Source organism: Bradyrhizobium sp. JYMT SZCCT0180 (assembly GCF_018130165.1).
GTDB lineage: Bacteria > Pseudomonadota > Alphaproteobacteria > Rhizobiales > Xanthobacteraceae > Bradyrhizobium.
The window spans coordinates 55,258-78,898 of record NZ_JAFCLZ010000017.1; the positions used below are offsets into that span (position 1 = coordinate 55,258).

A 23,641-nucleotide genomic window follows, 5' to 3' on the forward strand; every position below is an offset into this window, starting at 1 on the left:
TCAAGAAGGCAGAATAGCAGGCCCGCCCCCGGTCCAAAAGCATCATGCCCGGGACATCGCGAAGACGCGCTTCGCGAAATCCCGGGCATGAAGAGATTAGCGCTGAGAACTGCTTACGCCGCCCGCACCTTGACGAGGAATTCGTCGACCGCGTTGCGCAGCATGCCGGACTGATTGTCGAGCTCGCGTGCGTTCGAGAGCACGTCGGACGCCGCCTTGCCGGTGGCTGCCGCCGCCGTGGTGACGCCGCCGATATGGGCGCTGATCTCGCTCGATCCCGCCGCCACCGACTGGATGTTGCGCGCGATCTCGCGCGTCGCGTCGCCCTGCTGTTCGATCGACGTCGAGATGCTCACGGTGATCTCGCTCATCTGCGCGATGGTTTCGCTGATGCCGCCGATCGAGGAGACCGCCTCGCTGGTGGAAGCCTGCATCGCCGCGACCTGGGCCGAGATTTCCTCGGTCGCCTTCGCGGTCTGGTTGGCCAAAGCCTTCACTTCGGAAGCGACGACCGCAAAGCCGCGGCCGGATTCACCGGCGCGCGCCGCTTCGATCGTCGCATTCAGCGCCAGGAGATTGGTCTGCGCGGCGATCGAGTGAATCAGTTTGACGACCTCGCCGATCTTCTCGGCGCCGGTGGAGAGTGCCTGGACGGTGGAGTTGGTGCGTTCGGCATCGCCGACGGCCTTGCTGGCGATTTCGCTGGAACGCGCCACCTGGCGGGCGATCTCGGCCACCGAGCTCGACAGCTCTTCGGCAGCGGCCGCGACCGTGCCGACATTGTTGGACGAGCTTTCCGATGCCGATCCAACCGTAGCCGCGCGCGCGCTGGCGTCGCTGGCGGTCGCCGTCATCGACTGCGCCGTGGTCTGCATGCCGGCGGCAGCCGTCGATACCGAGCGGACGATGCCGTTGACGCTGCGCTCGAAATCGCTGGCGATGTTCTCCATCGCGGTCCGGCGTTCGGTTGCAGCTCGCGACTGTGTCGCCGCTTCGGCCTGTTCGAGGCCGCGGATCCGCACCGCATTGTCCTTGAAAATCTGCACGGTCGCCGCCATCGCGCCGACCTCATCGCCGCGCCCGAGACCGGGAATTTCACCGTCGAGCTTGCCGTCGGCCAGCGCCTGCATGCGCGCGCCGAGTTCGCCGAGCGGCTTTGAGATGCTGCGACCGATCATCCAGGCGATGCTGCCCGCGATCAAGCCGATACCGAGAATGGCGAGCCCCAGCAGCCACGCGATCGGCTTCAGCTTGGCATCGAGATCGTCGAGATAGGCGCCGGTGCCGACATACATGTCGAAGCCGGGGACCGCCACCGCGTAGCCCATCTTGCGGATCGGCTTTTCCTCACCGGGCTTCATGTATTCGTAGGTGAGCAGGATCGAACCGTTGGCCTTGACGCCATCCATCAGTTCCTGGGAAAGTTTTCGGCCGTTGGTCACCACGTCCATGCGGTTGGTGCCGACCTGCGCCGGATTGGGCGCCATGATGGTGATGCCGTTATAGGCGGTGCCAAACAGATAGCCGGCGCCCTTGTCGTAGGTCAGGGTGTTTCCGCGCTTGCCGAACTCGGCGATGGCCGCTTCCTTGGTCATCTTGCCGGCATCGACCTCTTTCTTCAGGCCGGCGGCCATGTTGAGCGCCATATCGACGATCGCCTTGGTCTGGTCGATGCGCGCGTTCAGCATCTCGCGCTGCATCAGGTAGCCCGCGAGCACGCCGGCCGCGCACAGGCCGAACAGCGTCACCCCCACCAAGATACCAAGCTTGGGGGTGATCTTCAGATTTGTCAGCTTCACGGGGGGCACTCCGGGGATGCGCGCGGGACGCGATTGGCGAATTGATTCGCCGCACGTTATCGTGCGAGCCTTTAGCGCTTTGTTACGAAGCCGCTCCGTAGAAGCCCGGACATGCAAAAAGCATTGGTCTCTATGCGGCGGGATTGTGCGAGAAGCTGATCAGGACGTTTATAATTCGGGGGGCCGCGGCACGCCGCCGCAGCCATAATCAACACCGAAGAGTCAAATCGGGAGCAGGAAATGCCGAAATTCAGGATATTGACGCCGAAAGGCGCGAGTTTCACGGTCGCCGGCGGCGGCTACGACTATGAAATGGAGGCGCTGGACCCGATCGGGGCCGAGATCATCGAAGCGCCGGCCAACGAGGCGGAATTCATCGCCGCCGCCCGCACCGCCGACGCCATCTACGCCAAGGGCATGCGGATCTCGAAAACGGTCATCGACGCGCTCGATAATTGCAAGGTCATCACGCTCGGCAGCGTCGGGGTCGACAGCGTCGACGTCAAAGCCGCGACCGCCCGCGGCATCCCCGTCACCAATATCCCCGACACCTTCATCGAGGAGGTCGCCGACCACGCCATGATGCTGCTGCTCTCGGGCTTCCGCCGCCTGGTCGAGCAGGACAAGATGGTCCGCACCGGCCGCTGGTCCGAAGGCCGGCCACAGCTTTTGAAGATTCCGCGGCTGATGGGCCAGACGCTCGGCTTCATCTCGTTCGGCCGGGTGGCACGCGCGGTCGCCAAGCGCGCAGCCCCGTTTGGCCTGCGCATGATCGCCTATGACCCCTTCATCCAGGAAACCCTGATTTCCGACCATGGCGTGCTCCCGGCGACCCTGTCGGAGGTGCTGTCGCAGTCGGATTTCCTCTCGATGCACGCCCCGGCGCGGCCGGAGGTGCATCACATGCTCGGCGAGAAGCACTTCAAGCAGATGAAGAAGAGCGCAATCTTCATCAATACCGGCCGCGGCGCCACCGTGAACGAGGAAGCGCTGATCAAGGCGCTGCAGGAGGGCTGGATCGCGCACGCCGCCCTCGACGTGCTGGAAACCGAGCCGCCGTCACACAACAACCCGATGCTATCAATGGAAAACGTCACGCTGACGGCGCATGTCGCCTCGGCATCGGCACGATTCGACGAGGCGCGCAAGCGCCGCGTGGGCTACGAATTGTCACTGGTATTGTCCGGCATGTGGCCGGTAAGCTGCGTCAATCCGTCGGTGCTGCAAAACACCTCGCTTCGTCGCTGGCAACCTGTCAGCATGGACCGGGGGCCCAACAGCTAGGGCCGGCTGAACGCGCTATCTATCGGGCAACGCGGAGAGCGGTCCGCGCCCGGGAAGACGCACCAGAAAGAAATACCCTTTGGTTCCGCCAGGAACCGGAGGCCGCGAGCTCATTGGCGATCAACGCCGGGAGCAGAAAACAGGGAGACGATAATAATGACGATCGATATTACCCGCCGCGAGGCGCTGGCACTGGGTGTTTCCGCCGCCGCGCTGGCCGCCACCGGCGCATCGGCGCAATCACCGATCAAGGCCGCCGATGTTCCGGCGCCGAAGTTTGCGATCGAAAAAGGCGCATCCTTGCGCATGCTGCGCCCGGTCCGCTTCGTGCAGGCCGACGAGGACGTGTTCCGCGCCAATGCCGCCAAGTTCACCAAGGAGACCGGGGTCGAGGTCAAGGTTGACTTCGTCGGCTGGGAAGACATCAACCAGCAGACCGCGGTGACCTCGAATTCCGGCGCCGGCCCGGACATGATCATCGGCTTCTCCGACGCGCCGCACATTTACGCCGACAAGCTGGTCGAACTGAGCGACGTCGCCGATTACCTCGACAAGCGCTACGGCGGCTGGCTGCCGCTGGCGCAGACCTACGGCAAGCGCAGCAAGGGTAACGCCTGGATCGGATTGCCGTTCGGCGCGACCGCCGGCCCCCTGATCTACCGCAAGTCGATCCTGAAGTCGGTCGGCTACGACAAGGTCCCGGAAGATCACGCCGGAATTCTCGAACTGTGCCAGAAGCTGCAGAAGGCCGGCAAGCCTGCCGGCTTCGCGCTCGGCAACGCCAAGGGCGACGGCAACGGTTTTGCCAACTGGGTGCTGTGGTCGCATAACGCTGCCCTGCTCGATGAATCCGGCAACATCGTCATCAACAGCAAGGAGACCATCGCCGCGCTGAAATGGGTCAAGGAACTGTACCCGACCTTCATCGCCGGCACGCCGTCGTGGAACGACGTGAGCAACAACCGCGCCTACTCCGCGCAGGAAATCTCGCTGACCGCCAACGGCGTCTCGTTGTATTTCTCGCTGAAGAACGATCCGGCGACCAAGGCGATCGCCGAGGACAGCGAGCATCAGTTGCTGCCGAAGGGCAACGCCAAGATCTCGCCGATGGCGGGCCTGACGCTAAACGCGATGCTGTTCAAGCACAGCCAGTATCCCAACGCCGCCAAGGCCTTCCTGACATTCATGCTGGAAAAGGACCAGTACGAGCCGTGGCTCAACGCCAACTCCGGCTACTGGTCGCAGCCGCTGGCCGCCTACTCCGAGGCCAAGGTCTGGTCGGAAGACCCCAAGGTCGCGATCTTCAAGAACACCATGCAGAGCACGTATTACGACGGCTACAAGGGTCCGATCTCGACCGCGACGGGTGCTGTCAGCGCCGATTACGTGCTGGTGCAGATGTGCGCAGCGGTTGCGACCGGCGCCTCGACGCCGGAAGCCGCCGCCGCCGAGGCGGAGCAGCGTGCGAAGCGTTACTTCCGGCGCCAGGAGCGGTAACGGCGCGCCGTTGCAGAAGTAAATTCCGTCATTCCGGGATGGTGCGTAAGCACCAGACCCGGAATCTCGAGATTCCGGGTTCGGTCCTGCGGACCAGCCCGGAATGACTGGGACACCTAGGACAACCATCTGATGTCTGTGACGACCCTACCTTCTCGACCTCGACGCATCATTGAGCAGCGGCAACCGGGCTGGATCGTGCGCCTGTTCGACTACAAGCCGTTCCTGATCGTGATGTGCCTTGCGCCGGCGATCGGCCTCTTGGCGGTGTTTCTCACCTACCCGCTCGGCCTCGGCGTCTGGCTCGCCTTCACCGATACCACCATCGGCCAGCGCGGCGTCTTCATCGGCCTGGAGAATTTCCAGTATCTGCTGAAGGATCCCTTGTGGTGGAACGCGGTGTTCTACAGCGTGTTCTACACCGCGGTCGCGACCATCGGGAAATTTGCGCTCGGCTTCTGGCTGGCGCTGCTGCTCAACAACCACTTCCCGCTCAAGAGCCTGCTCCGCGCCATCATCCTGCTGCCGTGGATCGTGCCGACGGTGCTGTCGGCGCTGGCGTTCTGGTGGATCTACGATCCGCAATTCTCGATCATTTCCTATCTTTTGGTCGACGTGCTGCACGTCCGCACCACCAACATCGACTTCCTGGGCACGCCGTGGCCGGCGCGTTTCTCGCTGATCGTCGCCAATATCTGGCGCGGCATTCCGTTCGTGGCGATCTCGCTGCTGGCGGGCCTGCAGACCATCTCGCCCTCGCTCTATGAGGCGGCGATGCTCGACGGCGCCACCGCCTGGCAGCGCTTCCGCTTCATCACGCTGCCGATGATGATGCCGATTCTCGCCATCGTGATGACCTTCTCGATCATCTTCACCTTCACCGACTTCCAGCTCGTCTACGCCATTACCCGCGGCGGGCCGGTCAACTCGACGCATCTCTTGGCGACGCTGGCGTTCCAGCGCGGCATCGCCGGCGGCGAGCTCGGCGAGGGTGCGGCGATCGCGGTGTCGATGATCCCGTTCCTCGTTTTCGCGACGTTGTTCAGCTACTTCGGCCTCGCCCGCCGCAAATGGCAGCAAGGAGAAGCCAATGACTGACGTAGCCGCCTCACCGGGCAACAGCAATGTCGCCAGCGCCACGCCGGACACCATGTCGTGGGATTCCCGCGCCCGGCGGGTGATGATGATCTATCTGCCGCTGTCGTGCTTCGTGCTGATCCTGCTGTTCCCGTTCTACTGGATGGCGATCACCTCGTTCAAACCGAACGCGGAGCTTCTGAACTACAAGGAGCACAACCCGTTCTGGATCACCTCGCCGACCATCGCCCACATCAAGCATCTGCTGTTCAACACGGCGTATCCAACCTGGCTGAAGACCACGATGTTCGTGGCGGTTGGTTCGACCTTCCTGTCGCTGTTCGCCTCGACGCTGGCCGCTTACGCGATCGAGCGACTGCGCTTCCGCGGCAGCCCCTATGTCGGCCTTGGCATCTACCTCGCCTATCTGGTGCCGCCCTCGATCCTGTTCATTCCATTGGCCACCGTGATCGTGCAATTCGGCCTGTTCGACTCGCCGATGGCGCTGATCCTGGTGTATCCGACCTTCCTGGTGCCGTTCTGCACCTGGCTGCTGATCGGCTACTTCAAGTCGATTCCCTATGAGCTGGAGGAATGCGCGCTGGTGGATGGCGCCACAAGGCTGCAGATCCTGCGGCGGATCACGCTGCCGCTAGCGGTGCCCGGCCTGATCTCGGCCGGCATCTTCTCGTTTACGCTGTCGTGGAACGAGTTCATCTATGCGCTGGCCTTCATCCAGAGCGGCGCCAACAAGACCGTTCCCGTCGCGATCCTGACCGAACTCGTCACCGGCGACGTCTACCAGTGGGGCGCGCTGATGGCGGGCTCGCTACTCGGCTCGCTGCCGGTCGCGCTGTTCTACTCGCTGTTCGTCGACTATTACGTCTCGTCGCTGACCGGCGCGGTGAAGGAATAGACGATCGATTATCTGACCGTAAACGCCACAGGGATCGTGAAGCTGATCGATCCCTGCGGGATTTCGGATGGAATCGGGGGAAATGGCGAAGCCTGGCGGATCATCGCCGAGGCCTGCGCGTCGAGCGCGGCAACGCCTGACGATCCGCTGAGGCGGCCCCCGCTGACCTGTCCGCCGCGGCTCACCGTAAAGGACAGCCGCGCGACGCCGCGCTGGCCGTTGGCCCCCGACGGATACTGGTGGAAACGCATCAGATGCGCGCGGACGCGCTGGTTATAGGATGCGAGCGCCGAGGCCGATGCACCGGCGCTGGCGGCGGAGGCGGTCTGGGCCTGGCGCTCAACACGCGGCGGCGCCGCGGTGCGTGGCGCGGGTGTCGCCTGGTTCGGCTTCTTCGCGTCGGGCCGGACCACCTTCGGCTTGACCGGTGTCGGCGTGGCCGTCGGGACAGGCTTGGCGGGCTCGGCCGCCGGCTTCATTTCCACCTTCTGCTCGGGCGGCGCCACCACCTCGGGCTTCTCCTGCGGCGGGGTCGGCGCGATCTGCTCCTCGACCACCTCCTGCTGCTTGACCGGCTCCGGCGGCGAGGCGTCAGCCTGCTCCATCAACTGGTCAGGCGCGCGCTCCAGCTCAGTCGATTGCGGCGCCGCCGATACCGGCGCCATCTCGACCATGATCGCGGGCAAGGTGGCGCCCGGCGGCGGCCGCTGCGTGTACCAGTTCATGAACAGCGCGATCAGCGCGGCATGGGCTGCAAGAATCGCAATGCTCGATGCGCTCCAGCGCCGTACCCCGGCGTGATCGGTGGCATCATACAGCGCGAACGCGTTCATGGTCATCTATTTTGTTTGCGCATGATCTCCGAGCAAACGCTTCCGTGTTTGTCGAGGGAAAACCGGCGTCCACTTTTCCGGATCATGCGCTAGGTTCGTCCGTCGAGGCCGACCAGCGCGACCTTGAGATAGCCGGCGTTGCGCAAGAGGTTCATCACCTCCATCAGGTCGCCGTAGCTGACGGCCTTGTCGGCGCGCAGATAGATCCGCTCGTCCTTGCGGCCCTTGGTGGCGCCATCGAGCGTCGCGGTCAGCGTGTCGCGCGCGATGATGTCCTCGCCGACCGCGACCGACAGGTCCGGCTTCACCGTGACGAACACCGGCTTGTCCGGACGCGGCGCCGGCTCGACCGCACTGGCGGGCAGATCGACGCCGAGATCGACGGTGGCCAGCGGCGCGGCCACCATGAAGATGATCAAGAGCACCAGCATCACGTCGATGAACGGCGTGACGTTGATCTCGTGGTTCTCGGCAAGATCATCGTCACTGCCGCGCGACCGGCCGCCGAAGCTTGCGCGTGTGCCCAATCTAGCGCCCATGATTCACTCCGCGGCGCGCGCCAGCCGGAACGAGCCGCGATCGCCCTCGCGGCTGATCAGCAGCATGACCATGACAGAGGCGTCGCCGAGCAGCGCACGGTGAGCCGAAATCGTGCGCGTCAGATGGTTGTAGATCACGACCGCCGGGATCGCCGCCACCAGCCCCAGCGCGGTCGCCAGCAACGCCTCGGCGATGCCGGGGGCGACCACGGCAAGATTGGTGGTGTGGGCTTCGGAAATGCCGATGAAGGCATTCATGATGCCCCACACTGTGCCGAACAGGCCGACAAAGGGCGCTGTCGCGCCGATGGTCGCCAGCACGCCGGTGCCGCGCGCGATCTGCCGCGACATCGCGGCCTCGACCCGTTCCAGCCGCAGTGCGATCCGCTCCTTGAAACCGTCATCGGCGATGCCGTCGGAAAGACTGGCTTCGCGCGCGGCGGACTGCACGATCTGCGCCACCGCGTCGCCACTGTTGCGGCACTGCTTTTCGACGTCGGCGAGCACCGTATCGGTCTCGAGCAGGGAAATCCGCCGCCTGGCGGTCGCGGTCTTGCGCCTGATCTCGAGCGTCTTCGCCAGCCAGATCGTCCAGGTCACCAGCGAGGCAAACGCCAGACCGACCATGACGGCTTGCACCACGATGTCGGCATTGACGAACATGTTCCATGGCGAGAGATTGCGCGGCAGCAACGCGGTATCGGTGGCGGCGAGCGCCGCCGCCGGAAACGCCGCCACGCCAGCGGCCATCAAGACCGCCAGCTTTCTCGATCCCGACTTGCGCACATTCTGCTGCATCGTCACCTCCCGGCTGACAACAACGCGGATGGTCAGGCCGCCTTTGCCGAAGCAAGGCTGTCCGCAAGCGACTGAAAACGCTTCAGCTGATCGCCGCGCAACGCGCGGGTCTCGTCGCGGCCGACGAACACCTTGAACATGATGCCGCCATCGACATTGATGAAGGCGACGAAGGCCGACGATTTGCCCATGAAGGGACGCTCGACAAAGGCGAGCGCGTCGCAGCGTTCATGCCTGAGATGGCCGTGCAATCCCTTCGGCTGCATCAGGTTGAAATAGCCGCGGCCGACCTCGCCCGCCGGGATCGCGCCGGTGAACTCGAAGATCGCATCAACGGTATGGACAATCAGCGTCACCTCGCCCCATTGCGCGATGTCCTGCATCGCGGCGGCGAAATGGCTGCCGGCACCGATACGCACCATCGTTTCGGGCATCGCCTCGATCACCGCGCGCGGCGTGACGTTGCGCTCGCGCGCAACGTCCTCGATCACCGCGCCCGGATTTTCCGCCATATACGCCTTGAGATCGGCGCTCTGCGTGCTCGACATGCAGGCCTCCCGTCAGGCGGCGGCGCTGGTTTTGCGCTCGGACTGGATCACCTCGAAACCTTCGAACTTGGGATGGCCGAGGTAGAGGCTTTCGCCGGTCTTGTTGTCGGCGCGGGCGTGGGCGCGGCGGAACTCGTCCGAGCGGGTCCAGGCTTCGAACGCCGCCTTGTCGACCCAGGTGGTGTGCGACGAATACAGCGTGTGGTCGTCGGCGACCGGACCCTTGAGCAGATGAAATTCGACGAAGCCGGCCATGGAGCCGAGATAGGACTCCCGCGTTGCCCACACCGTCTCGAAAGCCTGCTCCTGGCCGAGCTTCACCTGAAACCTGTTCATCGCGATAAACATGAAAATCTCCTTGTTGCGGTCCGTCTCTGTTGCGAGCGAACCAGTTGAATTTGACGAAAACACGAACGCACCGCAGCCGCGCTGGAGCATCAACGCGGCCCGGTGGGTCGATGGTGGCCGTCTCTCACTCAATCAAGAGACCGCCGATTCTTCTTACCTCGATCAGGTGCCTCCGAAGTGATATTTGAGACCGCCCTTGAAGACCATTCCGGGTCCCGCACTCGCCCATTTCACATCGTTCTGCGTGTCGCCGGTGGTGCCGACCGGGATGGCGTAAGGCCGGTAGTACGTGTTGAAGATATTCTCGGCTGAGAGATTGAGGGTCAGGTCGGCCGTCGGCTTGTATTGAAGATACAGGTTGACGAGATCGTACGACGTTGCAGGCGTATAGGTCACGGGAATGTCCCTGTTTGCCTTCGCCGACGTCCACATCACCGAGACCACCAGCTTGTTCTCAAGGAACCTCAAACCAGCCGTCGTCGTAATCTTCTGCGGCGGGACGCTGTATAGCCCGAAATTGGTCTGAAGGTTCTTGCCCTCCTGGAAGGTGCCTGCGACCCCGACGAACCAGAGGTTGGCGTCGTACATGGTTTCGGCCTCGAAACCATGAATCCTGGCCCTTGCAACGTTCTGGTACTGCAGGAACGGGAAGAAGCTGCCAAAGCCGGGAACGATGACCGGCGTTCCGAATGCAACCTGATCGATGTAGTCGGTGATATCGTTGCGGAAGAAGTTGAACTTGCCGCGGATGCTGTCGCCGGCAACCCACACGTCGTTCTTCTTCAGATTGAAGCCGATTTCCTTGGTCTTGCCGATTTCGGGACGCAGGTTCGGATTGGGAACGAAGCAGAATGTCGAATCCGCGCCGGGTCCTGTCGTGCCTGACGGACAGCGGAAGAACGAGTCCTGCGGAGTGGCGCCGGAATGCGGGCCGTTGACGAGCGTCTCGGTGATCGACGGCGCACGGTAGCCTTCAGCATAGCTGACGTAGGGCGTCAGCACGGCCAGGGGCATCAGGCCGACCGTGATCTTCGGCGACAAGCGATCGCCGCTGGAGGATGTCGTGGCTGATTCCAGCTTGTAGTTGTCGTAACGCAGCGCGCCCACCACTTCGAGCATAGAGGTGTAATTGGCCTTCCACTGCACGAATCCGCCGGACACCGTGCGACGGCCACCCGGAGTCGTAATCTCGGAGGTTCCGCGAAGGTCCTCGGTCGACACCCTGTCCTGGAACGCATCGAGCCCGTAGGTGACGGCGTGGCGCCAGTCATAGGTCTCGAAACGTGTCGTGTTGTGAACGTCGACACCGACCGTGTCGAGCAGATATCCACGGTTGCTGCCGATGCAGCCCGAGACCGCATTTCCGGGGACGCCGCCGCAGAAGGCCGACGCCGTCGTGGTCGTATGTCCCGTCTTGATCTGGTCGTTGTCGGTGCGGTTCCAGTAGACCTTCGCGTCCCAATCGAACCACTTGTCCTCAGGCTTCGAATATTTCCAGCCGAGCGTGGTCGTGTAGTTCTTCACATTGGTCGCGTAGATCGACGTGCCGTTGAGGTTGTTGGTGCCGTTCGCGTTGGTCGAATTGGGATCACCGGCGAGTCGCGGTGGCTGGCCGACGCTGTAGATATTCTCCTGGAAGATCGCGCCGAGCTTGACCTCGTGCCCGTCGGCCGGGCGCACCGTCAGCTTGCCGATACCGCTGTTGAGACGGTTTCCGGTATTGGCGACCTCATAGCCGGTGCCGTCCTTGTAGTTCTCCTGCGTGCTGTAGGTGCCGCCGGCAAACACATCGACGTTCGGATTGACGTGAACGCCGCCGAAGATCGAACCGAGCGCACGGCCGTAATTGGTTCCGAGGATCGTCTTGGCATCCACGCCCCAGCGCTCGCCCGGGCGCACGACATCTTCGATGTCCTTGGTGCGGAACGAGGCCACGCCACCGATCGCGCCGGAGCCGTAGATGTTCGCGGTCGGGCCGCGCACGATGTCTATACCGGCGATCAATTCGGGATTGAGGAAGAACGAGCCGTTCGCAAAATGGCCGGTGCGCTGATAATTCTGCCGGGCGCCGTCGACCACCACGGCGACACGACCGAAATCCTGCAGGCCGCGAATGTTGATTGCGGTGGACGGCTCATCGCCGCGATTCTGCACCCAGACGCCGGGGATATTGTAGAGGAGGTCGCCGACCGTAGAGGCCTGACGCCCCTGGATCTGTTCGAGCGTCACGACGCTGACCGGCGCCAGCGCATCGATCGCGCGCTCCTCGGTCTTCGATGCCGCGACGGTGATGGTGTCGAGCGACTGCACCGGCGCGCGGCCGACCTGCGCATACGCATTCAACACCGGCGCGGCTGCCTGCTCGGCTTGCGGTTTGGCGGGTTTGCGCTTGGCCTGTTTTTTCCGTTCCGACGGACGACCGGTCTCCTGCGTGTCCGCGGTCTGCGCAACCGCGGCATCGCCCATCAGCAACGCAAATGACACCACCGACGCGCCCAAAAAAAGCGCGCGCGGATACCTAGCCCCGTCAGCCATAACAACCCCAACCTGTTATCTATTTCTCGGGTCTGGCTGGCGGGCGCTGCGCGACGTGCGAGCTGCTTGCTGGCTACCACTTTTCGAACGCGGGCCCCCCGGCCCGCATTCTGTCATAATTGGTTAAGCGGTGGCGTCGGGGCGGTCAATGACCGCAGGCCGCACTTTATATCTATTGTAAATTGCCGCGGTTGGATTGCGCTTCGGCCCACCTATACAAGGTTGGATCATAAGAACTTCTTTGGGGCACAACAGAATTAGATGGCCGCACCTTCCGGAGACAAACTCGCAGACGCCACCGGGAAAGCAGGGACTCCCCCTGTTGCCGCACGATCGGTAGTCATGAGCGGCAACCGGCTCGACAGCCGCGAGCTGTTTGCAACCGAACGCGAGATCATCATTGCGCACGGCGAAGACAATTACCGCTTGCGACTGACGTCGCAAAACAAGCTGATCCTGACCAAGTGATCCCTGATGGCAATCTGTCGCACACTCGCTCTGCTCGCCACCACCTTCGCCATTGGCGGCGCGGCGCTGGCGGCGGGCATTACGGTGCATGACGCGCGCAACCGCGACGTCACGATCTCGGACCCGGCGCGGATCGTTTCGATCGGCGGCGCCATCACCGAGATCCTCTACGCGCTGGGCTTCGAGGACCGGCTGGCCGGTGTCGATGCGACCAGCCTCTATCCGACGTCGGCGCTGCGCGACAAACCCAATGTCGGCTATATGCGCCAGCTCTCGGCCGAGGGCGTGCTCGGGCTCAACCCTTCGCTCGTGCTTGCCGTGCAGGGATCGGGGCCGAAGGAAACCATGGACGTGCTGGAGGCGGCAAAGGTGCCGCTGGTGCTGGTGCCCGAGACCTTTTCCGAACAGGGCCTGCTCGACAAGATCAAGCTGGTCGGCCACGCCATGGGCGCCGACGCGCGCGCCGAATGCCTCACCGCGGCGGTATCCGGCGACCTGGCGCAACTGCGTGCACTGCGCGCCAAAGTGACAAAGCCCGTGCGCGTGATGTTCGTGATGTCGCTGCTCAACGGCCGCGTTATGGCGGCGGGCCACAACACCGCGGCGAATGAAATCATCGCGCTGGCCGGCGGCGTCAACGCGATCGACAGCTATGAGGGCTACAAGATCATCAATGACGAGGCGATCGTCGCGGCGAGGCCCGACGTGGTGCTCTCGATCGAGCGCAGCAAGGGCTCGCTCGAAGCCGAAGCCGTCTTTGTCCATCCGGCCTTCGCGATGACGCCTGTGGTGGCGAACAAGGCCTTCATTGCAATGGAAGGCCTCTATCTGCTTGGCTTCGGTCCGCGCACCGCGGCCGCCGCGCGCGACCTCTCGGTCAAGCTCTATCCGGCGCTGGCGCCGCAGATGGCGAGTTTCACGCCGGCCGCGCTGACGGCGAACTGCCGGCAATGACCGCCGTGGCCGAGGCGGAGAGCGCGAAGCGCCGCAGCGGCATCGCGCTGCGGCCCGCCGCCACGCTGACACTGGTCGGGTTGCTGCTGGCGCTGGCCGGTGCGGCGCTGATCGCGCTGACCATGGGCGCTGCGGGAATTCCGCTGTCGCGGCTACCGGCAGCGCTCGGCCTGTGGAGCGATGCATCGCCGCATCCGCTGGCGGCGCGCGATCAGCTCGTGCTGTGGTCGATCCGGATTCCGCGGATCGCGGCGGCGGCGATGGTCGGCGGCCTGCTCGCCGCGTCCGGCACCATCATGCAGGGGCTGTTCCGGAATCCGCTGGCCGATCCCGCCCTCGTCGGCGTCTCCAGCGGTGGCGCGTTTGCGGCGGCCAGCGCCATCGTGTTCACCAACAGCCATCTCGGCGAAAACCTGCACTTCATGCAGAACCAGCTGCTGCCGCTCGCCGCCTTCTTCGGCTCGCTGGCGACCACCATCGTGCTCTACGGCATCGCCAGCCGTTCGGGACGGACCTCGATTGCGATCTTCCTGCTGGCGGGGCTGGCGATCGCCGCCATCGCCAATGCAGGCATCGGGCTCCTGGTGTTCGTCGCCGACGACCGCCAGCTGCGCGACATCACCTTCTGGCTGCTGGGATCGCTGAGCGGCTCGACCTGGCCCAAGGTCGCCACGCTGGCGCCGGTGCTGCTGTTCGCGCTGATCGCCTGCCTGTGGATCGGCCGAGGGCTCGACGTGCTCGTGCTCGGCGAGGCCGAGGCGTTTCACAGCGGCGTCGATGTCGAGCGGCTGAAGCGTATTTCGATCGTGCTGGTGTCGGCGATGACCGGCGTCGCGGTGTCGATCTGCGGCGTCGTCGGATTTGTCGGCATCGTGGTGCCGCATCTGCTGCGGCTGGTGATCGGGCCGGCGCACCGGCTGCTGCTGCCCGCCTCTGTATTATCAGGCGCGATCCTGCTGGTCGGGGCCGATACGCTGGCGCGCACCATCGTTGCGCCTGCCGAATTGCCGATCGGCATCCTGACCGCGGCGGTCGGCGCGCCGTTCTTCCTCGCCATGCTGCTGCGCCAGCGCGGGCTGGTCGGGCTATGAACCCGATCCTCGAAGCACGCTCGGTGTCGCTGCGGATCGGCGACGCGACCCTGGTCGACGCCATCGACCTGCGCGTGTCCGCCGGCGAGATGGTCGCGATCGTCGGGCCCAACGGTGCGGGTAAATCGACGCTGCTGCGGATGCTGTCCGGCGATCTCCGGCCGACCCGCGGCCATGTCGAACTCAAAGGGCGCGGCATCGACGCCTACAGACCGCGCCAATTGGCCCAGCATCGCGCCATGCTGTCGCAGCACGTCAACGTCACCTTCCCGTTCACGGTCGAAGAGATCGTCGCCATGGGCGCCGGCGACAACAGCCGCGCCGCCACGCAAAGGCTGGTCGAGACAGCACTGCACGAGGTCGGGCTGGAGCGCTTCAGCCACCGGCAATTGCCGACCTTGTCCGGCGGCGAACAGCAGCGCGCGCATTTTGCCCGCGTGCTGGTGCAACTCGCCTGCGGCGAGGCGCAGCACGGGCCGGGACTGCTGCTCCTGGATGAGCCGACCTCGAGCCTCGACATGCGCCACCAGATCGATCTGGTGGAAACCGCCAAGCTGCGCGCGCGGGGCGGCACCGCCGTGATCGCGGTGCTGCACGACCTTAATCTCGCGATGCGCTTCGCCGACCGGATCGTGCTCTTGCACCGCGGCAGGCTGGCAATCGACGGCGGCCGCACCGACGCCATCACGGCCGAAACCATCCGCCGCATCTTCGAAGTGGACGTCACGGTCGAATATACCGACCATGGCGTGCCGTTCCTGCTGCCGCAGACCATGCGGCCGGTCGCGACCCGGTAGCCGCCCAAGGAATCCTCGTTGGCGCGGGCGGCGTAAGGCCGCAACTTTATCCAACGGCATCACCGGTGTTTCATAAAACTGTCAGGCGGCTGTTACACGCTCCCCGGAGAACACGGCATCGCTTCTCACAGGAGATCTTACCATGCGCATGTCACTGCTCTGTTCCGTCGCCTCGGTGTTTCTGGCTACAGGTGCCGCGTTTGCGCAAGGCGAAGGCGAGTTTCCCGCCACGCTGAAGGGCCACGCCCTCCTCCCCGCGCAATCCTTTGTCGAGGCCCCCGCCGACGCGCCTGATGATCTCAAGACATCAGGCAAATACACCACCGGTCGCCGCGTGGATGCCGTCGGCAGCGTGATGGGAAAATCCTATGAGCGCCCGACCGGCGTCGCGCTGCCGTTCAAGGGCCAGCCGCTGCAGGGCCATTCCGGCATCAAGGTGATGGCGGACGGTTCGTTCTGGGTGCTCACCGACAACGGCATGGGCTCGCGCTATAACTCGGCCGACTCGATGCTGTATCTGAACCGGCACAAAATCGACTGGGCGACCGGCAAGGTCGACCGCCAGGAAACCGTCTTCCTGCATGACCCCGACAAGAAGGTGCCGTTCCGCATCGTCCACGAAGCCACCGCCAAGCGCTATCTCACCGGCGCCGACTTCGACACCGAAGGTTTCCAGATCATCGGCGACACTTTCTGGATCGGCGATGAATTCGGTCCCTACATCCTGAAAGCCGACAAGACCGGAAAAGTGCTCGCCGTGTTCGACACCACCGCCGACGGCAAGCCGGTGCGTTCGCCCGACCATTGGTCGGTGCAGTCGCCGGGCGCACCCGGCGCCAGCTACACCACTGTCAACCTGCGCCGCTCCAAGGGCTATGAAGGCTTTGGCGGATCGAAGGACGGCAAGTTCCTCTACGGCCTGCTGGAAGGCCCGCTGTGGGACGCCGAGAAAAAGGATTGGGAAAAGGTCGACGGCAAGGAAGCCGCGCGGATCCTCGAATTCGACGTCGCGGCCGAAAAATTCACCGGGCGCTACTGGCACTATGTGTTCGAGGCCAACGGCCACGCGATCGGCGACTTCAACATGATCGACGCCTCCTCCGGCCTGATCATCGAGCGCGACAATGGCGAAGGCACCGCGGACAAGGCCTGCCCGCAAGGCACCCGCGGCGAGAACTGCTTCCCGGACCTCGCCAAATTCAAGCGCGTCTACAAGGTCGAGCTTAACGACGCCAACGCCGGCAAGCCGGTGCGCAAGATCGCCTACATCGACCTGATGAAGATCCGCGATCCCGACAAGAAGGCAAAGAAGCCGCTCAATGACGGCGTGCTGACGTTCCCCTTCTTCACCATCGAGAACGTCGACCGCGTCGACGACACCCACATCATCGTCGGCAACGACAACAATCTGCCGTTCTCCTCGAGCCGCGATCCGAACAAGGCCGACGACAACGAGTTCGTGCTGCTGGAAGTGGGTGAGTTTTTGAAGGCGAAGTAGCCTCTGCTCCCTCTCCCCGTCCTTCACGGGGAGAGGGTCGGGGTGAGGAGCTCTCTCCGCCAGCGAGGTCTGTCGATAGACCTGTACCCCCTCACCCGGATCGCAAGTGCGATCCGACCTCTCCCCGCAAGCGGGGCGAGGTTGGCAAGCACAAGGCCGGGCATGACGAGTTCTAGCCCGCCGGAAGCATCACCACGCCCTTGTCCTTGGGCCAGCGCACGCGCCAGGCAAAGCCGATGTCGCGGACTTCGCCGGCCTTGGCCTCGAACGCCCATTCCAGCACGCCGCGCTTGTCGCGCAGGTTGCTCGTGGTCGGCGGTGTCGAGGACGACAGCATTTCGACCTGGATGTCCTCGTTCTCGCTGACCGGCAGTTGATCCTCGATCGCGACCTTGATCGGGAAGTCGTGGCCGTTGCGGATGGTGGTCTTGAACGAGCGTTCGTCGGTCTTCGACGTTGTCACGATCAGGCCGGCGGAACCCTCGTTGCGTTTCACCACCGTGCGCTCGATCTTGATCTTGTCGTCGGCGCCGAAGCCGAGGCGGACCGTTTCGTCCTTGCCGGCTGCCGCCATCTGGCCGCGGCCGACGAACACGCCGTCGCGGTAGATCGAGACACGGCCGGGCAGCAATGGCGCGTCCTCGGTCTGCTTGAAGCTGGCTTCAAGGAACGCGGTCGTGTCCAGCACCGGCACCGCGCGGACCGCAAGATCGGGCGCGATGATCGCAGAGGAGACGCGCAGGCTTTTGGCGCCCTCGCTCGCGCCGAGGCTGACACGACCGGGAATTTTGAAGGTGACCTGGAAGCCGTCGACTTCTGCCGTGGCTTGTTGCTCCTCAGCTACCTTGCTACGTGCCTCCTGCGTCATCGGCGCCGGGGCCGCGCGCGCCAATGGCTTGGCGGCATCCATGCCACCGCTGATGGATGCGGCAGCCCGCGGCGGCGGCGGATATTGCACGATCAGCGAATTCAGATCCGGCGCCTTGCCGCCACGCGCGGTGCGCACGGTGGAAACGGCGAGCGCGACGTTAGACCAGTCCTCGCCGGTGTTCTGGGTGATCTCGGCGCGGCGCACCAGTTCGAGCGCGGGCTTGCGGTCCCTGGCGCCGGTGTCGAGACGGGCATCATACAGCGGCATCCAGCGCGCGTTACGCACCACATAGGTCACCCGCAACGTGGCCTTGGTCGCGGCGGCCGCGGCGAGTTCGATCCGGACCTCGAGCTTGCTCGGCGGCTTCTGCGCCCGGTCGGCTTCCAGCCGCGCGATCTCGCGGTCGAGTTCGCGTTGCTTGCGTTCGGCCTCGCGGATCGCGCTGTCGGCGGTGGCGACTTCCTCGGCCACGGCGGCAAAGGCCGCGCGCCATTCGGCAATTGGGCGCGCCTCACCCTTGTCGCCGATCCCGGCCGGCGAGGCTTCCGCAAACCGCTCGGCGAATTTGCGTCGCGCCGCGGCTGAATTGATCGCGCCCTGCAGATCGGCGCGCTGGTCCTTTAGCACCTCGATGCGTTTGTCGAGTTCGGGCAGATTGACCGGCGGCGCCGCGCGCGGCGGCTTGGCGTCGATGGCGCCAATGGTGAGTTTTGCCCCCGCCTCGCCCTCGACCCGCAGCGAGGACGGATCCAGCGTCAGCGGAAAATCCTTCAGCACGGCCGAGTGGTCGCCGGCCGGAAGGTCGACGGTGATGACCCGGGTGATGCTGGCGCCGTCGGGATAGACGGTGACGGCATCGACAGCCGAACTTGCAGGAACATCGGCCGCCCGCGCCGGAGCTGCGGCCAACGCCGCAACCACGACGAGGCTGGTCGTCACAAGATACTTGGCTAGAAACTGCATTGGTTTCCCTCTCCGAAAGGCCGCCTGCTGAACGGCGACGCAAAAAATCCCACCACCCCTGGTGATGAGACGTTGCGAGCGAGGAACTGGTTCGATTGGGGTTTCGGTGAGGCAGCGCCGCGGCGGGATCGCGGCGGGCGGGCTAGTAGAGCATGCCAACGGCAGCAGGAATGGGCACGATGTCGTCCCGGCGAACGCCGGGACCCATACTCCGCGGCCCATCGATTTGGAGAAAGCTGGAGCGACCACCTGGGGTAACCACAAATGCCTGTGGTTATGGGTCCCGGCGTTCGCCGGGACGACAAAAAAGAAAGCCCCTTTCTTAAAACACCAGCGCCTTGGCCTGCTTCACCTGCGGCAACGCCTGCACCTTGGCGAGCACGTCGGCCGGAATTTCACCGTCGATTTCGACCAGCGCGATGGCGTCGCCGCCCTGCTTGACGCGGCCGAGGTGGAAGGTCGCGATGTTGATCTTGGCGTCGCCGAGCAAACCGGCAAAGCTGCCGATGAAGCCGGGCTTGTCCTCATTGGTGACGTAGATCATCGACTTGCCGAACTCGGCATCGACGCGAATGCCCTTGATATCGACCAGCCGCGGCTTGCCGTCGTGATAGACGGTGCCCGACACCGAACGCTCCTGGCGTTCGGTGACGACGGTGACGGTGATCAGGCTTTCGTAATCGCTCTGCGCCGCGCGCACGATCTCGTCGACCACCATGCCGCGCTCCTTGGCGACGACAGGCGCCGAGACCACGTTGACGTCGCCCAGCATCGGCCGCAGCAGGCCGGACAGCACCGCCGAGGTGATCGCCTTGATCTTCATTTCGGCGACATGGCCCTCATAGGTGATCTGCACCTGGAGGATGCCGCTCTCGGTGAGCTGGCCCGCGAACGAACCGAGCTTCTCGGCCAGTTCGATGAACGGCTTCAGCTTCGGCGCCTCTTCGGCGGTGATCGAGGGGAAATTGACCGCATTGGAGATCGCGCCGGTCAAAAGATAATCCGACATCTGCTCGGCGACCTGCAGGGCGACGTTCTCCTGCGCTTCGGTGGTGGAAGCGCCGAGATGCGGCGTGCAGATCACGTTGGGATGGCCGAACAGCACGTTCGAGGTAGCGGGCTCCTCGATGAAGACGTCGAAGGCGGCGCCCGCGACGTGCTTGGAATTCAGGGCATCGACCAGCGCCTGCTCGTCGACCAGGCCGCCGCGGGCGCAGTTGATGATGCGCACGCCCTTCTTCATCTTGGCGATGGCTCCCGCGTCGATGATGTTTTTCGTCTTCTCGGTCAGCGGCGTATGCAGCGTGATGAAATCGGCGCGCTTCAAGAGGTCGTCGAGCTCGACTTTCTCGACGCCGATGTCCTTGGCGCGCTCCGGCGACAGGAACGGATCGAAGGCGATCACCTTCATGCGCAGGCCGAGCGCGCGGTCGGCGACGATCGCGCCGATATTGCCGCAGCCGACCACGCCGAGCGTCTTGGCCGTGATCTCGACGCCCATGAAGCGGTTCTTCTCCCACTTGCCGGCCTGCGTCGAGGCATCGGCCTGCGGAATCTCGCGTGCCAGCGCCAGCATCAGGGTAATCGCATGTTCGGCAGTCGTGATCGAATTGCCGAACGGCGTGTTCATCACGATGATGCCCTTGGCGGTCGCGGCGGGAATCTCGACATTGTCGATGCCGATGCCGGCGCGGCCGATCACTTTCAGCTTCTTGGCCTTCTCGATGATCTTCGCGGTCGCCTTGGTCGCGGAGCGGATCGCAAGCCCGTCATAATTGCCGATGATCTCGGCGAGCTTGTCCTTGTCCTTGCCGAGATTGGGCTGGAAATCGACATCGATGCCGCGGTCCTTGAAGATCTGCACGGCGGCGGGCGATAGCGCGTCAGAGATGAGAACTTTGGGTTTGGACATTGGTGTGATCCCTATGGGCGACGATGTACTGATGTCGTCACCCGCGGGCTTGACCCGCGGGTCCATCTTCTTTTTCGATGGATGGCCGGGTCAAGCCCGGCCATGACGATGTGAGATGACGCTAGCTCAAGCAGCCTTCGGCAACGCGGCCTTGGTCTCGGCGAACGCCCAGTCGATCCACTGCGTCAGCAGCGCGACGTCGGAGGCTTCCACCGTGGCGCCGCACCAGATCCGCAGGCCCGCCGGCGCGTCGCGGTAATAGGCGAAGTCGTAACCGGCGCCTTCCTTCTCCACCAGCGCGACCAGCTTCTTGGAGAAGTCAGCCTGCGCGTCCGCCGTCAGCGAGGTGATCGCGGGATCGACGAATTTCAGGCACACCGAGGTGTTGGAGCGGATCGCCGCATCCTTGGCCAGGAAGTCGATCCACGGCGTCCTGGCCTTCCAGTCGGCAATCGCCTTGGTGTTGGCATCGGCGCGCGCGATCAGCGCCTTGAGGCCGCCGATCGATTTCGCCCAATTCAGCGCATCGAGATAATCCTCGACGCACAGCATCGACGGCGTGTTGATGGTCTCGCCTTCGAAGATGCCTTCATTGAGCTTGCCGCCCTTGGTCAGGCGGAAGATTTTGGGCAACGGCCAGGCCGGTTTGTAGGTCTCCAGCCGTTCCACCGCGCGCGGCGACAGGATCAGCATGCCGTGCGCGGCCTCGCCGCCCAGCGCCTTCTGCCAGGAGAACGTCACCACATCGAGCTTTGCGAAATCGAGCGGCTGCGCGAAAGCGGCGGACGTCGCGTCGCAAATGGTGAGACCTTCGCGGTCGGCCTTGATCCAGTCGGCATTGGGCACGCGCACGCCGGAAGTGGTGCCGTTCCAGGTGAAGACGATGTCGGAGGCGGGATCGGCCTTGGAAAGATCGGGGATTTCACCGTAGCCGGCGTGCAGCTTGGTGACGTCCTTGAGCTTCAGTTCCTTGACGATGTCGCTGACCCAGCCTTCGCCGAAGGATTCCCAGGCGATGGTGGTGACGGGACGCGCACCGAGCAACGACCACAGCGCCATCTCGACCGCGCCGGTATCGGACGCGGGCACGATGCCGATCTTGTAACCGGCCGGCACGTCAAGCACTTCGCGCGTCAATTCGATCGCGAGCTTGAGCTTGGCCTTGCCGACCTTCGCGCGATGCGAACGGCCGAGCGTGGCGTCCTTGAGATTTGCGGGGTTCCAGCCGGGGCGCTTGGCGCAGGGGCCGGAGGAGAAATGCGGCACGTTGGGCCGCAAAGCGGGCTTCGCTACGGTCATATTCTATCCTTCCAGATAGCAAGCCTCCCGTTGGGGGGAGGTGTCCCGCGGCGGTGATTAAGGGAATCGCGCCCAATCGTCAAGGAACTTCGGGCGCTTCCGATATGTCCCTGACATCACAGGTGATTGAAGCATCGACGTCGGTGGACGAGACCGGCTGCTGCTCCAGCAGTCCGGCCGCATCGTTGATCAGCCTGGCGGCCATGCGCCGGCTCGAAGTTTTCAAAACGCTTTTCTCGCCAGCCTGCACGACATATTCGTTGCCGATCCGCACGATCGAAAAATCCTTCATCGAAAATCCCCAGAGTTGCCCACGGCCCCATGGGAGACGCTGACATAGCGGAGACGTTCCTCTCCGTAAAATCACGGAGGTCGAGGTAGTTTATCGCCTGTTAATGGGATTGCAGAGTCACGACTACTCTAGGCAATTGCCTGCGCCGCGACTCAACTTTGCACAAGAATAAAGCTCAGAATCTCAAGGTCATGCCGACATGACTGCGCGCGAACCCAAGCCGTTCATAAAACCGTTGCGCATCCACGCGCGTATGATGCGTCAGCAGTTCCACCAGCTTGCAACCGTTTGCGCGCGCTTCTGCAACCGCCCATTGCACCAACTGCTCGCCAATGCCCCGGCTGCGGCAATGGCTGGCGACGCGGACATCCTCGAGCAAACCGCGCGAGGCGCCCTGCGAACTCAATCCAGGGAGGATGCACAGCTGCAGGCAGCCGACGACAGCGCCCTCGCCGTCTTCGGCGACCACGAGCTGAATATTCCGGTCGCCCGCGACGCGTTCGAACGCGTCGAAATAGGCGTGCGGCAATGGATCTTCGAGCCGCTCGCGCGGGCCACCGAGCGGATCGTCCGCCAGCATGGCAACGATGTGACCGACATCGTCACGGCGCGCGCGACGGATGGTGACTTGCGAAACGGTGGCCATGGTGCTTACCGGTGAATTCAGCGCGCCGGCGGCAGGCCGAGCAATTTTTCGGTCTCGCCGATCCAGCGGCGCACGGCGGCATAGCCGTCGAGATGGAAGCCGCCTTCATGCGCCAGCCTTGTATAGGCCAGCAGGGAGACGTCGGCGAGCGAGGCGGCGTCGCCGACCAGGAACGGCGTGATGGCGAGCTGATGTTCCATCCGCGCCAGCGCCGCATAGCCGCGTTTGACCTTGTCGGGGTCGAGATCGGAGGCAGATTTGCCGAGATAGAACATCTGGAAACGGCAGACCGCGATATAGGGCTCGTGGCTGTATTGTTCCCAGAACAGCCACTCGTCCATCTTCGCGGCGGCGAACGCATCCGCCGGAATGAGGTCGCTGCCGCGGGCGAGATAGCGGATGATGGCGTTGGATTGCGCCAGCGTGCGGCCGTCATCGAATTCGACCGCCGGCACCTGGCCGGCATAGTTGAGCTTGAGGAACTCGGTCGTGCGGGTCTGGCTCTTGAGCGTGTCGATCGCAACCCAGCTATAGGGCAGCGCGAGTTTGTCGCACACCCACTTCACCTTCAGGCAGTTGCCGGAGTTGATGTCGCCGTAGATTTTCATGCGCGGCCGCCCTCGTTACGGCGACAGTGCAACAGCCCGCGGCAAATCTGTCAACGGCATCAGAATCG

Annotated in this window: 22 protein-coding genes; 9 read left to right on the top strand and 13 right to left on the bottom strand. The window is 64.0% G+C overall.

Annotated features, from left to right (window positions below):
- Positions 1-113 precede the first annotated feature (113 nt).
- Positions 114-1,799 carry a methyl-accepting chemotaxis protein gene (locus JQ641_RS24330; protein WP_211998428.1) on the bottom strand — a complete coding sequence of 562 codons (1,686 nt, stop codon included), beginning with the start codon at positions 1,797-1,799 and terminating at the stop codon, positions 114-116.
- Between the two features lie 240 nt (positions 1,800-2,039).
- On the opposite strand from JQ641_RS24330, the gene JQ641_RS24335 reads away from it, so the two are divergent.
- From JQ641_RS24335 to JQ641_RS24350, 4 genes are all read left to right on the top strand, one after another.
- Entirely contained in the window at positions 2,040-3,083 is a 1,044-nt protein-coding gene (locus tag JQ641_RS24335) for a C-terminal binding protein (RefSeq protein ID WP_192737596.1), read from the top strand.
- A 156-nt stretch (positions 3,084-3,239) separates the two neighbouring features.
- Positions 3,240-4,580 (top strand): ABC transporter substrate-binding protein, encoded by a 1,341-nt coding sequence (locus JQ641_RS24340; RefSeq protein ID WP_211998429.1) that lies wholly within the window; start codon positions 3,240-3,242, stop codon positions 4,578-4,580.
- A gap of 132 nt (positions 4,581-4,712) precedes the next feature.
- A complete protein-coding gene (locus JQ641_RS24345) occupies positions 4,713-5,678 on the top strand; it encodes a carbohydrate ABC transporter permease (RefSeq protein ID WP_192737598.1) in 966 nt (321 codons plus the stop codon).
- Positions 5,671-6,573, top strand: a complete 903-nt coding sequence (locus JQ641_RS24350) for a carbohydrate ABC transporter permease (protein ID WP_192737599.1) — start codon at positions 5,671-5,673, stop codon at positions 6,571-6,573. The genes JQ641_RS24345 and JQ641_RS24350 overlap by 8 nt, the downstream gene beginning before the upstream one ends.
- Before the next feature lie 8 nt (positions 6,574-6,581).
- On the opposite strand, the gene JQ641_RS24355 is transcribed toward JQ641_RS24350, so the two are convergent.
- The 6 genes from JQ641_RS24355 to JQ641_RS24380 form a co-directional block, all read right to left on the bottom strand.
- Entirely contained in the window at positions 6,582-7,412 is an 831-nt protein-coding gene (locus tag JQ641_RS24355; protein ID WP_211998430.1) for an energy transducer TonB family protein, read from the bottom strand.
- 83 nt (positions 7,413-7,495) lie between these two features.
- Positions 7,496-7,945 (bottom strand): TonB system transport protein ExbD, encoded by a 450-nt coding sequence (gene exbD / locus JQ641_RS24360; RefSeq protein ID WP_211998431.1) that lies wholly within the window; start codon positions 7,943-7,945, stop codon positions 7,496-7,498.
- 3 nt (positions 7,946-7,948) lie between these two features.
- Positions 7,949-8,743 (bottom strand): tonB-system energizer ExbB, encoded by a 795-nt coding sequence (exbB, locus tag JQ641_RS24365; RefSeq protein ID WP_211998432.1) that lies wholly within the window; start codon positions 8,741-8,743, stop codon positions 7,949-7,951.
- Positions 8,744-8,775: 32 nt separating this feature from the next.
- Positions 8,776-9,291, bottom strand: coding sequence for a heme utilization cystosolic carrier protein HutX (hutX, locus tag JQ641_RS24370; RefSeq protein WP_211998433.1), 516 nt, complete (start codon positions 9,289-9,291; stop codon positions 8,776-8,778).
- A 12-nt stretch (positions 9,292-9,303) separates the two neighbouring features.
- Positions 9,304-9,639 carry a heme-degrading protein HmuQ gene (hmuQ, locus tag JQ641_RS24375; RefSeq protein WP_211998434.1) on the bottom strand — a complete coding sequence of 112 codons (336 nt, stop codon included), beginning with the start codon at positions 9,637-9,639 and terminating at the stop codon, positions 9,304-9,306.
- A gap of 162 nt (positions 9,640-9,801) precedes the next feature.
- Complete coding sequence (locus tag JQ641_RS24380) at positions 9,802-12,174, bottom strand: TonB-dependent hemoglobin/transferrin/lactoferrin family receptor (protein WP_211998435.1); 2,373 nt, start codon at positions 12,172-12,174, stop codon at positions 9,802-9,804.
- Positions 12,175-12,435: 261 nt separating this feature from the next.
- On the opposite strand from JQ641_RS24380, the gene JQ641_RS38080 reads away from it, so the two are divergent.
- The 5 genes from JQ641_RS38080 to JQ641_RS24405 all read left to right on the top strand — a co-directional run bounded on the left by JQ641_RS38080 (position 12,436) and on the right by JQ641_RS24405 (position 16,982).
- Positions 12,436-12,642, top strand: a complete 207-nt coding sequence (locus tag JQ641_RS38080) for a hemin uptake protein HemP (RefSeq protein WP_249150650.1) — start codon at positions 12,436-12,438, stop codon at positions 12,640-12,642.
- Between the two features lie 6 nt (positions 12,643-12,648).
- Entirely contained in the window at positions 12,649-13,596 is a 948-nt protein-coding gene (locus tag JQ641_RS24390; protein WP_211998436.1) for a heme/hemin ABC transporter substrate-binding protein, read from the top strand.
- Positions 13,593-14,687: a FecCD family ABC transporter permease gene (locus JQ641_RS24395; RefSeq protein WP_211998437.1), complete on the top strand. Its 1,095-nt coding sequence runs from the start codon at positions 13,593-13,595 to the stop codon at positions 14,685-14,687. Before JQ641_RS24390 ends, JQ641_RS24395 begins: the two co-directional genes overlap by 4 nt.
- A complete protein-coding gene (locus tag JQ641_RS24400) occupies positions 14,684-15,484 on the top strand; it encodes a heme ABC transporter ATP-binding protein (RefSeq protein ID WP_211998438.1) in 801 nt (266 codons plus the stop codon). Before JQ641_RS24395 ends, JQ641_RS24400 begins: the two co-directional genes overlap by 4 nt.
- A gap of 142 nt (positions 15,485-15,626) precedes the next feature.
- Positions 15,627-16,982, top strand: a complete 1,356-nt coding sequence (locus tag JQ641_RS24405; protein WP_211998439.1) for an esterase-like activity of phytase family protein — start codon at positions 15,627-15,629, stop codon at positions 16,980-16,982.
- A gap of 172 nt (positions 16,983-17,154) precedes the next feature.
- On the opposite strand, the gene JQ641_RS24410 is transcribed toward JQ641_RS24405, so the two are convergent.
- From JQ641_RS24410 to JQ641_RS24435, 6 genes are all read right to left on the bottom strand, one after another.
- Positions 17,155-18,816 carry a mucoidy inhibitor MuiA family protein gene (locus JQ641_RS24410; RefSeq protein ID WP_211998440.1) on the bottom strand — a complete coding sequence of 554 codons (1,662 nt, stop codon included), beginning with the start codon at positions 18,814-18,816 and terminating at the stop codon, positions 17,155-17,157.
- Between the two features lie 322 nt (positions 18,817-19,138).
- Positions 19,139-20,728, bottom strand: a complete 1,590-nt coding sequence (gene serA, locus JQ641_RS24415) for a phosphoglycerate dehydrogenase (protein ID WP_211998441.1) — start codon at positions 20,726-20,728, stop codon at positions 19,139-19,141.
- 126 nt (positions 20,729-20,854) lie between these two features.
- Positions 20,855-22,027 (bottom strand): phosphoserine transaminase, encoded by a 1,173-nt coding sequence (locus JQ641_RS24420; RefSeq protein ID WP_211998442.1) that lies wholly within the window; start codon positions 22,025-22,027, stop codon positions 20,855-20,857.
- A gap of 79 nt (positions 22,028-22,106) precedes the next feature.
- Positions 22,107-22,319, bottom strand: coding sequence for a hypothetical protein (locus JQ641_RS24425; RefSeq protein WP_211998443.1), 213 nt, complete (start codon positions 22,317-22,319; stop codon positions 22,107-22,109).
- Between the two features lie 175 nt (positions 22,320-22,494).
- Complete coding sequence (locus tag JQ641_RS24430; protein WP_211998444.1) at positions 22,495-22,965, bottom strand: GNAT family N-acetyltransferase; 471 nt, start codon at positions 22,963-22,965, stop codon at positions 22,495-22,497.
- A gap of 17 nt (positions 22,966-22,982) precedes the next feature.
- The gene (locus tag JQ641_RS24435; protein WP_211998445.1) at positions 22,983-23,573 is read right to left on the bottom strand and encodes a glutathione S-transferase family protein; all 591 of its coding nucleotides are present in this window, start codon (positions 23,571-23,573) and stop codon (positions 22,983-22,985) included.
- Positions 23,574-23,641: the final 68 nt, after the last annotated feature.

Excerpts from the sequence above, each read along its gene's own strand:
- JQ641_RS24335 (WP_192737596.1), top strand. The coding sequence starts at position 2,040 with ATGCCGAAATTCAGGATATTGACGCCGAAAGGCGCGAGTTTCACGGTC.
- JQ641_RS24340 (WP_211998429.1), top strand. The coding sequence starts at position 3,240 with ATGACGATCGATATTACCCGCCGCGAGGCGCTGGCACTGGGTGTTTCC.
- JQ641_RS24345 (WP_192737598.1), top strand. The coding sequence starts at position 4,713 with ATGTCTGTGACGACCCTACCTTCTCGACCTCGACGCATCATTGAGCAG.
- JQ641_RS24350 (WP_192737599.1), top strand. The coding sequence starts at position 5,671 with ATGACTGACGTAGCCGCCTCACCGGGCAACAGCAATGTCGCCAGCGCC.
- JQ641_RS24355 (WP_211998430.1), bottom strand. The coding sequence starts at position 7,412 with ATGACCATGAACGCGTTCGCGCTGTATGATGCCACCGATCACGCCGGG.
- exbD (WP_211998431.1), bottom strand. The coding sequence starts at position 7,945 with ATGGGCGCTAGATTGGGCACACGCGCAAGCTTCGGCGGCCGGTCGCGC.
- exbB (WP_211998432.1), bottom strand. The coding sequence starts at position 8,743 with ATGCAGCAGAATGTGCGCAAGTCGGGATCGAGAAAGCTGGCGGTCTTG.
- hutX (WP_211998433.1), bottom strand. The coding sequence starts at position 9,291 with ATGTCGAGCACGCAGAGCGCCGATCTCAAGGCGTATATGGCGGAAAAT.
- hmuQ (WP_211998434.1), bottom strand. The coding sequence starts at position 9,639 with ATGTTTATCGCGATGAACAGGTTTCAGGTGAAGCTCGGCCAGGAGCAG.
- JQ641_RS24380 (WP_211998435.1), bottom strand. The coding sequence starts at position 12,174 with ATGGCTGACGGGGCTAGGTATCCGCGCGCGCTTTTTTTGGGCGCGTCG.
- JQ641_RS38080 (WP_249150650.1), top strand. The coding sequence starts at position 12,436 with ATGGCCGCACCTTCCGGAGACAAACTCGCAGACGCCACCGGGAAAGCA.
- JQ641_RS24390 (WP_211998436.1), top strand. The coding sequence starts at position 12,649 with ATGGCAATCTGTCGCACACTCGCTCTGCTCGCCACCACCTTCGCCATT.
- JQ641_RS24395 (WP_211998437.1), top strand. The coding sequence starts at position 13,593 with ATGACCGCCGTGGCCGAGGCGGAGAGCGCGAAGCGCCGCAGCGGCATC.
- JQ641_RS24400 (WP_211998438.1), top strand. The coding sequence starts at position 14,684 with ATGAACCCGATCCTCGAAGCACGCTCGGTGTCGCTGCGGATCGGCGAC.
- JQ641_RS24405 (WP_211998439.1), top strand. The coding sequence starts at position 15,627 with ATGCGCATGTCACTGCTCTGTTCCGTCGCCTCGGTGTTTCTGGCTACA.
- JQ641_RS24410 (WP_211998440.1), bottom strand. The coding sequence starts at position 18,816 with ATGCAGTTTCTAGCCAAGTATCTTGTGACGACCAGCCTCGTCGTGGTT.
- serA (WP_211998441.1), bottom strand. The coding sequence starts at position 20,728 with ATGTCCAAACCCAAAGTTCTCATCTCTGACGCGCTATCGCCCGCCGCC.
- JQ641_RS24420 (WP_211998442.1), bottom strand. The coding sequence starts at position 22,027 with ATGACCGTAGCGAAGCCCGCTTTGCGGCCCAACGTGCCGCATTTCTCC.
- JQ641_RS24425 (WP_211998443.1), bottom strand. The coding sequence starts at position 22,319 with ATGAAGGATTTTTCGATCGTGCGGATCGGCAACGAATATGTCGTGCAG.
- JQ641_RS24430 (WP_211998444.1), bottom strand. The coding sequence starts at position 22,965 with ATGGCCACCGTTTCGCAAGTCACCATCCGTCGCGCGCGCCGTGACGAT.
- JQ641_RS24435 (WP_211998445.1), bottom strand. The coding sequence starts at position 23,573 with ATGAAAATCTACGGCGACATCAACTCCGGCAACTGCCTGAAGGTGAAG.